Source organism: Rhizobacter sp. P3_B12 (genome assembly GCF_056402895.1).
In genome coordinates, this window is record NZ_JBFUGN010000232.1 from 1 (window position 1) to 7463 (window position 7463).

Genomic DNA, 7463 nt, shown 5'->3' on the forward strand with positions numbered 1-7463 from the left:
GACACGCGGGGCTCGGGCACCGGTGCGGCGGGCTGGGGGCGTTCGATGCGCGGGGCGGCCGGCACCGGCGCGGGCATCGTGCGCAGCTCGACCTTCGGTGCCGGAGGAGGCGCCGGCGGCGGCAGCGCGGGTGCCGGGGCTTGCGCGCGCGGGGGTGGTGGCGGTGAAGGTCGCGGAGGTGGCGGCGGGCTCACCACGGCCCGCGGCGCGGTCGGAGCACGTGGCGCCGGCGGCGGTGCCAGCGTGACCCGCAGCGGCCCCCACGCATCGGCCCGCGGCGCAGCGCCGCCGTCCGAGCGTCCCGTCTGCGTGCCGACCCACATCACCGCCAGCACGTGCAGCACGATCGACAGCGTCACGAACTGCGCGAGCGTCGCGCGCTCCTGGTCCGACACGCGCAAGCTGTCGGCCGGGTGCAGCGGGAGGACGGGCAAGGCACTCATCGCCCCCGAGCATGCCATCATCGTGCGGTGGAAGCCGTCCCCGCCCGATTCGAGCACGCCAGCGACCGAGCGCAGTTCAAGCAGCCCGCGCACCGCGGCGGCATCGAGCTGTACCGGGCGCACATCGTGCGCTACGCGTTCGAGCCGCACACGCACGAGGCCTACGGCTTCGGCGTGATCGATGCCGGCGTCGAGCGCTTCCGCTACCGCGGCAGCGAGCACCTGGCACCGCCGCAATCGCTGGTGCTGATGAACCCCGACGTGCTGCACACCGGCCGCGCCGAGACCGCGCACGGCTGGCGCTACCGCATGGCGTATGTCGATGCCGCGCTGCTGCGCGAGGTGGCCGGCGAGGCCGACTGGTCGTTCGCCGCGCCGGTGTTGCGGCATGAAGCAAGTGCGCAGCGCGCGAGCCTGGCCCTGCAGGCGCTGTGGGCGGCCGATGCACCGCTCGCCTTCGACGGCGCGCTGCTCGACCTGCTGCAGGCGGTGCAGCCGCATGCACGCCGCGGCCCGCCCGAGCGCGCAGGCGAGGGCCACGCGCCGCTGCAACGCGCGATCGAGCTGATGCACGACCGCCTGGCCGAGCCGCTGACGCTGGCCGACCTGGCGCAGGCCGCCGGGCTCAGCCCGTTCCATTTCCAGCGCTGCTTCAAGGCGCGGCACCATGCCACGCCGCACCAGATGCTGATGGCGCTGCGGCTGTTCCGCGCGAAGCGGCAACTGGCCGCCGGCCTCGCGCCCGCGCTGGTGGCGGCCGACAACGGGCTCACCGACCAGGCCCACCTGACGCGCCGCTTCGCCGGCATGTACGGCGTCACGCCGGCGCGCTACCAGCAGCAGATGGGCCTTCAGCGCCGCGGCTGATCAGCGCCCTTCGAGCACCGCCTCCTGCCGCGCCACGCGCGCCAGCGGCAGGCTCACGCGCACCCGCGTTCCGCGGCCCACCTCGCTGTCGATGGCCATCGTCGCGCCCATGCGCTGCAGCAGCAGCCGCGTGATCACGAGGCCGAGCCCGCTGCCGGGCACCGGCGTGTTCTCGGCCCCCAGCCGGTTGAAGGGCTGGTAGAGCTGCGCGAGCTTCCCGGCGTCGATGCCAACCCCGGTGTCGTGCACCGTCACCACGACGCGTGCGCCGTCCTCCGCGCAAACCACCCAGGCCCGTCCGCCGGGGTGGTTGTACCGGACCGCGTTCGACAGCAGCGTCGCGAACACCTGCTCCAGCCGCCGCGGATCGGCGTGCACGGCCAGCGCCTGCGCCCCTTCGATCGCCAGCGTCACGCCCATCGACAAGGCCAGCGGCTCCACCTGGCGCAGGCTCGCGCCGAGCGCCGGCGCGAGCGGGACGTCGCGGTTCGACAGCGCGAGCGCGCCATCCTCGATGCTCGTCAGGTCCAGCAGGTCGTTGATCAACTCCAGCAGGTGCTGGCCGCTGTCGAGCACATGCTGCAGCCGCGCCGCCTGCCGGTTCGTCAGCGGCTCGCCTTCGTCGGTCTGCAGCAACTGGGCGAAGCCCAGCACCGCGTTCAGCGGCGTGCGCAGCTCATGGCTCACGCGCGACAGGAACTGCGTCTTGGCGAGGTTCGCGCGCTCCGCCGCCTCCTTGCCGAGGCGCAGCTGCTCGGCCTCGACGTCGTCGCTCACGTCCCACAGCAGGCCCACCACACGCCGGCCGTCGACCTGGTGGCGGCGCGCATTCATCTCCAGGTGGCGCACCCGGCCATCGCGCGACAGCACGCGAAAGCGCAGCGCCACCAGCTCGTCGCCCTGCACGGCCCGCGCGAGCGCCTCGCGCAGCTCGGGCAGGTCGGCCGGATCCACCCGGTCGGACGCCAGTTGCGCGCCGTCGCGCGGGCCCGGGTCATCGTCGAGCCCGAAATGGGCGGCCGCGCGGGCATCGAATTGCACCCGATCGCGGTCGACATCCCAGTCGAACACGCCGATGTGCGCACCCTCGGCGGCCGTCGCGAGCCGCTCGTTGCTCTCGCGCAGCGCCTGTTCGGTGCGGCGCTGCGCGTGGTGCATGCGCATCGTCAGCCACACGCCGGCCGTGGCCAGCAGGGCGCCGAGCCCGAGCGTGGCCGCCGTCACCAGCTGGCGCGTGATGCGCGAGGCCTCGCCGAGCGAGCCGGAGAAGCGCATCCCGAGTTCGGTCAGTCGCTCGCTCAGCGGCGGGATCCGCCTCACCAGCGAGCGCAGCTCCGGCGAGCCGGTGTCGCCGGCCAGGATGCGGGCATGCATGTCGCGCCCGAGCGCACTCAGTTCGTCCATCTGCGCATCGCCTTCCACCCAGGTCCGGATGGCGTCGGCCATGAAGCCGACATGGCGGAAGCGCCGGTAGAGGCGGGCCATCGCATCGACGTCGTCCGCATGGTTGCTGCCTTGCAGCAGGCCGCGGCGCACCACGGCCATGTCGGGCACGGGCTTGTCGAGCTCGAGCCGGGCGAGCCGGTCGCCCTGCGACACCGCGAGCGCCGCCAGGTGGCGCCGGTAGTCGAACTCGTCGTGCGATTCGCTGTAGCGGTACAGGTGGTAGATCGCGTCCTTCTGGCCCTTCGACCAGTGGCTCTCGCCGCCGACATACGCGCGGGCCGCCGACAGCGTGTCGGCACTGAAGGCGCTCAGCCCCGCCAGCAGCGCGACCACGACCAGCCACAGGCCGACCACCAGCCAGCGAAATCGCGATCCGTCATCCGACTGCGCCATCGGCTCCCTCTCTCCCGGCGCGCCACCCCGTCGCGTGCCGTCTCGCGGTGTACCACGGCGCCGCAGCCCCTGTCGATGGGTGGTACCGGCGGTGCGCGGCAGCCGGCTTGACACTTCGCACGATCGTGCTAAATTGCGCCGCATGGAAACCCGGACCGAACGCAGCGGGCTCACGCTCGCCGCCATCCTCGACACCGCGCTCGGCATGGCCGCCGCCGACGGGCTCGACAGCCTGACGATCGGCGAGGTCGCCCGGCGCCTGGGGCTGTCGAAGAGCGGCGTGTTCTCGCGCGTCGGCTCGCGCGAGGCGCTGCAGATCGCGGTGATCGACGAGTACGACCGCCGCTTCCTGCAGGATGTCTTCGTGCCGGCGATGCGCGAGCCGCGCGGCCTGCCGCGGCTGAACGCGATCATGCGGCTGTGGCTGCAGCGGGCGCGCGATGTCGAGATCCGCACCGGTTGCCTCTATTGCGCCGGCGCCTTCGAGTTCGACGACCGCGAAGGCCCGCTGCGCGACCTGCTGCTCGACCACGTGATGCGCTGGCGCAGCGCGCTCAAGCGCACCGTGATCCAGGCCATCGACGCCGGCCACCTGCGCGCCGACACCGACGCCGACCAGCTCGTCTTCGAGATGGACGGCCTGTTCGTCGCGCTGATGCGCGAAGCCCGTTTCCTGCGCGAGCCGCGCGCCGCCGACCGCTGCTGGTCGGCCTACGAGCGGATCATCCGCTCCCTCCAGGCCTGAAGCCATGCCCGCCCCTTTCGCCGTTCCCTGTCCACACATTTCGCACGTGCGTGCGAAATCAAGGAGATTGCCATGCTGATGATCGTCGTGTCCGCCCTGGTCGTCGCTGCGCTGCTGCGCGGCGCGTTGTCGTTGTGGCGCGTGGTGGCTGCCGTGCCGCACAGCAATGCCGATTTCGGCTGCTTCTGATGAGCACGCCCAACCCCGCCACCGCCTTCTACGCCGCCAGCCGCAGCGCGCGCTGGATCGGTGCCGCGCTGCGCGGCATGCAGTCGATCGCGCCCGGGCTGGGCACGCGGCTCGCGCTGCGGCTGTTCTTCACGCCGCTGCCGCTGAAGCTGACGGCGCGGCGGCGCGCCGTGCCGGCCGGCTGGCTGCTGTCGCACTGGCCGTTCGAGCAGGGCACGGTCGCGGTCTACCGCCGCGCCGACCAGCCCGCCGGGCGGCCGACCGTGCTGCTSGTGCACGGCTGGGCCGGCGACGCGCTGCAGATGCGGCCGCTCGGCGATGCGCTGGCGGCCGCCGGCTTCGCCCCGGTGCTGCTGGATTTCCCGGCGCACGGCCGCAGCGCCGCGTGGCGCTCGACGCTGCCGCAGTTCGTGCGCGCGCTGTGGGCAGCCTCGGCCCGGCTCGGCCCGCTGCATGCCGTGGTCGCGCATTCGCTGGGCGCGCTGGCGGCCGGCCATGCCGCTGCCAGCGGCCTGCCGGTGAAGCGGCTGGCGCTGATCGCCCCGTCGCCGCCGCCCGGCCTCTTCCTGCACTGGTTCAGCGGCAGCTTCGGGCTGGGCGCCGGGCTGGCCGAGCGGATGGGCGCCGCGATCGAGCGCCGCGAGGGCGTGCCACTGCAGCAGTTCGAGCCGGCCTGGCTGGGCGAGCGGCTGGTCCAGCCGACGCTGCTGCTGCACGACGAGGGCGACCGCGTTGCGCCGCTGGCCGGCAGCCGGGCACTGCAGCAAGCCCTGCCCGACGCCTCGCTGGCCACGACGCGCGGCCTCGGCCACCGGCGGGTGCTGTCGGATGAGGAGGGCATCCGGCTCGTCGTCGAGCACGTGCGTGCCAAATAGATGAGCGGCGCGGCACGGCCCCTGAGCGGTCGCTGCCGGCCCTTGTAACCGTGGTTGAAAAACGCCGTTGGAATAAGTGCGGCGGATCGACGAATCCGGTCAAGTCTGTAACCGCGACCTTACCGTCTGGCCACAATTCGGCCGGCACGGACTTCGTCACGCGGCATTTTTGGTCCGAAGAAGGGTCGCAAGACCCGAAACCGGGCTGGCATGGAAGCTGCGCTTGACTGCGCACAGACTGCCAGTCCGGTGACTCTCCCGCTCCACACACCGGCAGCAGCTCCAACACAAGGACGTCGTTGCCATGTCGCTGTTCCATCGTCGTACGCCTTCTCCCCGCCGGGCCCGCCCGGCCACCCCGAGCTGCCGCGGCGGCGCCTCGTCGCTGTTGCGCCTGGCGCAGCCCGCGACCGGGCAGGGCGGTGGCAACGTCAGGCACTGGCTGGCCCGTGCCGCCAACGTGCTGTCGCCGGCCGCGGCCGAGATGGTCACCGTGCGCCCGAGCGAATTCGCCCCCAGCCAATGGCTGGTCGGCCACTGAAGGGGCCTCGCGATGGCACCCCGCACCGAACACATGATCGTCCGCCCGACGACCCAGCCGAGCGTGACGCGCATCACGCCGCAGGCCGGGAACTCGACCGATCGGTCGTTCAAGGTCCTGCAATCGAGCCGCGCTCCGGCGCAGCTGTCGTTGTTCCCGCCGCCCGGCAGCGTCCGCGGCACGCGTTGATTTCCAGACGTATGTGACGTCCAAGGGGGAACGGGCAAGCCGGGGTGGATGAGAGCGAGCCCCCGGCACCTGTCCCGTTTCCCCTCTTTTTTCACATCCGTCGAATTCCGTTTCCCCACCGCCACCCGGGCGCGCCGACCATCGGTGCCGGCCCGGGTGACTCGTTTCTGCCGCGCTCCTACACTGCGTCGCGCACCGCCCCGGGTGCGCAACGCAGAAGAACACAGGAGCACGACATGTCCCTCCCCACCTGGCGCGTCCGCAGCGCCCAACCCGGCGTGGTCGTCGCGCCCGACGAGCGCCTGCCGTGGCCGCAGACCTTCGCGATGGGCGTGCAGCACGTGATCGCGATGTTCGGCGCCACCGTGCTGGCGCCGCTGCTGATGGGGTTCGACCCGAACGTCGCGATCCTGATGAGCGGCATCGGCACGCTGATCTTCTTCGTCGTCGTCGGCGGCAAGGTGCCGAGCTACCTGGGTTCGAGCTTCGCGTTCATCGGCGTGGTCATCGCCGCCAGCGGCTACGGCGGGCACGGCCCGAACGCCAACCTGGGCGTCGCACTCGGCGGCATCGTCGCCTGCGGCGCGGTCGTGCTGCTGATCGGGCTGGCCGTCACGGCCGCCGGCACCGCGTGGATCGAGTCGCTGATGCCGCCGGTCGTCACCGGCGCGGTCGTCGCGGTGATCGGCCTGAACCTGGCGGGCGTGCCGATCAAGAACATGGCACCGACGTCGTTCGACGCCTGGATGCAGGCCGTCACGTTCCTGAGCGTCGGCCTGGTCGCGGTGTACACGCGCGGCATGACGCAGCGGCTGCTGATCCTGGTCGGCCTGCTGCTCGCGAGCGTCGTCTACGCGGTGCTCGCCAACGGCTTCGGGCTGGGCAAGCCGCTCGACCTGTCCGGCGTCGCCGCGGCCGCGTGGTTCGGCCTGCCCGGCTTCGCGGCGCCGGTGTTCCAGGCCGACGYGATGCTGCTGATCGCGCCGGTCGCGGTGATCCTGGCGGCCGAGAACCTCGGCCACCTGAAGGCGGTGGGCGCGATGACCGGCAAGCCGCTCGACGCGCTGATGGGCCGCGCCTTCATCGGCGACGGCCTGGCGACGATGGTCAGCGGCGCGAGCGGCGGCACCGGCGTGACGACCTACGCCGAGAACATCGGCGTGATGGCCGCGACCAAGATCTACTCGACCGCGATGTTCGTGGTCGCCGCGCTGATCGCGATCGTGCYCGGCTTCAGTCCCAAGTTCGGTGCGCTGATCCAGGCCATCCCGCTGGCGGTGATGGGCGGCGTCAGCATCGTCGTGTTCGGGCTGATCGCGGTGGCCGGCGCCAAGATCTGGGTCGACAACCGGGTCGACTTCGGCGACAACACCAACCTGATCGTCGCCGCGGTCACGCTGATCCTCGGCACCGGTGACTACACGCTGAAGTTCGGCGGCCTGACGCTCGGCGGCATCGGCACCGCGACCTTCGGTGCCATCCTGCTGCATGCGCTGCTGCGGCGCCGTCCTGGCCGCTGAGCATCCGGACCGCGCTCAGGTCCACCACTTGCTGGTCGATATCCACCGATGGACCCGATCCTGCGTGCCCCTGGGGCTTTCCCCCTGCGCCTGAGCTGCGTGCTGATCGCCGCGCTCGCGTGCGGCGGTGCGCGCGCCGCGCCGGTGCCGGCGTCCACGCCGACGCCGGCCGCTGCCTCGGCACCGCAGGCTGCCGCATCCGACAGCGCGTTCGCCGAATTCGAATCGACCGGCCGCGCCCGCCCATCCGACACG

At 72.3% G+C, this 7463-nt stretch carries 7 protein-coding genes and 2 pseudogenes; 7 read left to right on the plus strand and 2 right to left on the minus strand.

Going from position 1 to position 7463, the window contains the following annotated elements; all coding sequences use genetic code 11:
- A pseudogene (locus AC1D01_RS14365) lies at positions 1-443 on the minus strand (hypothetical protein); the annotation flags it as partial.
- A 27-nt stretch (positions 444-470) separates the two neighbouring features.
- Between AC1D01_RS14365 and AC1D01_RS14370 the strand changes: the two are divergent.
- The gene (locus tag AC1D01_RS14370) at positions 471-1310 is read left to right on the plus strand and encodes an AraC family transcriptional regulator (RefSeq protein WP_477867294.1); all 840 of its coding nucleotides are present in this window, start codon (positions 471-473) and stop codon (positions 1308-1310) included.
- On the opposite strand, the gene AC1D01_RS14375 is transcribed toward AC1D01_RS14370, so the two are convergent.
- The gene (locus tag AC1D01_RS14375) at positions 1311-3149 is read right to left on the minus strand and encodes a sensor histidine kinase (RefSeq protein ID WP_477867296.1); all 1839 of its coding nucleotides are present in this window, start codon (positions 3147-3149) and stop codon (positions 1311-1313) included.
- Between the two features lie 142 nt (positions 3150-3291).
- Between AC1D01_RS14375 and AC1D01_RS14380 the strand changes: the two genes are divergently transcribed.
- The 6 genes and pseudogenes from AC1D01_RS14380 to AC1D01_RS14405 all read left to right on the plus strand — a co-directional run.
- Positions 3292-3894: a TetR/AcrR family transcriptional regulator gene (locus AC1D01_RS14380; RefSeq protein WP_477867298.1), complete on the plus strand. Its 603-nt coding sequence runs from the start codon at positions 3292-3294 to the stop codon at positions 3892-3894.
- 188 nt (positions 3895-4082) lie between these two features.
- Entirely contained in the window at positions 4083-4958 is an 876-nt protein-coding gene (locus tag AC1D01_RS14385; protein WP_477867300.1) for an alpha/beta hydrolase, read from the plus strand.
- Positions 4959-5262: 304 nt separating this feature from the next.
- Entirely contained in the window at positions 5263-5499 is a 237-nt protein-coding gene (locus AC1D01_RS14390) for a hypothetical protein (protein ID WP_477867302.1), read from the plus strand.
- Between the two features lie 12 nt (positions 5500-5511).
- Positions 5512-5688, plus strand: coding sequence for a hypothetical protein (locus AC1D01_RS14395; protein WP_477867304.1), 177 nt, complete (start codon positions 5512-5514; stop codon positions 5686-5688).
- A 236-nt stretch (positions 5689-5924) separates the two neighbouring features.
- Entirely contained in the window at positions 5925-7208 is a 1284-nt protein-coding gene (locus AC1D01_RS14400) for a solute carrier family 23 protein (protein ID WP_477867306.1), read from the plus strand.
- A 48-nt stretch (positions 7209-7256) separates the two neighbouring features.
- Positions 7257-7463: pseudogene (locus AC1D01_RS14405) on the plus strand (hypothetical protein); the annotation flags it as partial.